The sequence below is a fragment of the Bacillus sp. LR--39 genome, from assembly GCF_053613335.1.
The window spans coordinates 1-1234 of record NZ_JBSIOT010000230.1 but is presented as its reverse complement, the minus strand read 5'-3'; the positions used below and the strand labels follow the sequence as shown (position 1 = coordinate 1234).

Sequence of the window (1234 nt, the reverse complement as noted above, 5' to 3'; positions counted from 1 at the left end):
TCCCGAAGCATCTCCATCGTTTCATTCATAATACCTGTAAACGCCGGATCAAATTGGCCGACAACCGGGGTGCTCATTACTCTTAATACACGCGGATCAACCTCAACAGGCCCTGGCGTCATAATCGTTCTTAACGGGGTGCATAATTCTCTTCTGCCTGACACAGCCATTCCTCCTTTATCAGTAAGCGAGTTTATATAATAAATCAGTCAGTGCGCGGACGCCGATCTCAAGCTGTCTGGCTGACGTATATTCCTTCGGTGAGTGGCTGACGCCGCCTCGGCTCGGCACAAACAGCATACAAGCAGGATAGCGCCTTCCGATCATTTGCGCGTCATGCCCTGCTCCGCTCACCATTTCCTCACAGCTGAAGCCGTTTTCTAATGCTGTTTCAAAAGCCGCAGCCTTCAGCCTTTCGTCCATCGGCACAGGCTCTATCCGCATATATTCATCAATCACGGCGCGAATTCCTTTTTGTAGGCAAATGCCGTTGATCAAAGCAACCATGTCTTGATGAAACTGCTCCAGCACATGCTGATGCTGATGGCGAATATCGATTGAAAACTGGACGCGGCCCGGTATGACATTGGCTACATTGGGCTCTGCCGTTATTTTTCCGCATGTCAGACGGAGCTCATCCGGCAGCTCCTCCGACCGCAGCAACAGCTCATGAATGATACGGCTGCTGGCTGCGAGCGGGTCCTTGCGCCATTTCATGGAGGTAGTTCCCGCGTGATTGCATTCCCCCTCCAGCGTGACGAGATAGCGCCTCTGCCCCGCAATGCTTGTCACAATCCCGAGGTCCCGTCCTGACATTTCCAATGTCTGTCCCTGTTCAATATGGAGCTCAACAAAAGCGCTAATATCTGTCCGATATGCTGCCTGAAACACACCTTTGCCAAAACCGTTCTCATGCATCGCATGTTGCAGCGAGACTCCTGATTCGTCTCTTGGCTCTGCTCCATCCTGTAATGAAAAAACACCCGTTAAATTCCCTGATCCCCAATAGGTCATTGGAAAACGGCTGCCCTCCTCCTCACATAAGGATACCGCTTCGAGTGTTTTTTTCGGCGCTCCATATGTCTCTTTGAGCCGCTTTATCGCAAGCATTGCCGCCAGAACACCATAGGCGCCGTCGTATTTTCCCCCATTGATGACAGTATCGATATGTGAACCGGTTACAATGACTTCATCCGGAGACTGGGTGCCCGAAAGCCTTCCAAACACATTGCCA

1 protein-coding gene and 1 pseudogene are annotated in these 1234 nt (G+C 51.2%); both read right to left on the bottom strand.

What is annotated here, in order from left to right; all coding sequences use genetic code 11:
- A pseudogene (locus ACWHAR_RS22045) lies at window positions 1-164 on the bottom strand (alanine--glyoxylate aminotransferase family protein); the annotation flags it as partial.
- Between the two features lie 16 nt (window positions 165-180).
- Window positions 181-1234: allantoate deiminase (gene allC, locus ACWHAR_RS22040; protein WP_452087833.1), on the bottom strand; the 1054-nt coding region annotated here is incomplete at its 5' end.